At 44.4% G+C, this 549-nt stretch carries 1 pseudogene; it reads right to left on the bottom strand.

Features of this window, described 5'->3' with window-relative positions:
* Nucleotides 1-549, bottom strand: a pseudogene (locus ACS8FD_RS23680) (ATPase); the annotation flags it as partial.

The following is a 549-nucleotide window of genomic DNA, read 5'->3' as shown; positions in this document are numbered from 1 at the left end:
CTGCAACTCATACAACATCGGTGCGCCAATATTATAAATTTGATATTCACGTGGGTCGAGTGGCGTGACCAGTCTCTTAATAGCGCCGCCCTTACCTGCTGCGTCCATTCCCTCAAAGGCAAATACCACATGACGACCTTTACGCGTGCGTAGTAACTCTGCAAGCTCAGACTGCTTGTTTGCAAGTTGTTTATGATAGTCGGACTTATCGATATCAGGATTCTTAATATCTATTAATTGATCGGGTATATCTACAGAGACAAGTTTTGGCTGCCTGTTGTCGTCACTTAGGCTGGCGTCACTTTTAGGCGTACTAGTAATCGTATTGATAGTTTTACTATTCCTTTTAAGGTCGGCAGATGCATGTATGTTGATACTACTTGCCAGCGCTCCTTGCATCGCTTGTAATACCTGATGGCAAAACTCAGTTGCTGCTTGTGATTTGTCGCTGCCATCGATAACGATCCAGTCATCTTGCTGCCTCAATAATTCAGCTGCCACACGATTAAACTGCGCGACTACGTCGCTATCACCCCAATCAATTTGATA

This window comes from Psychrobacter sp. 1U2 (assembly GCF_051847575.1).
This window is presented reverse-complemented; position numbering and strand designations above follow the sequence as displayed.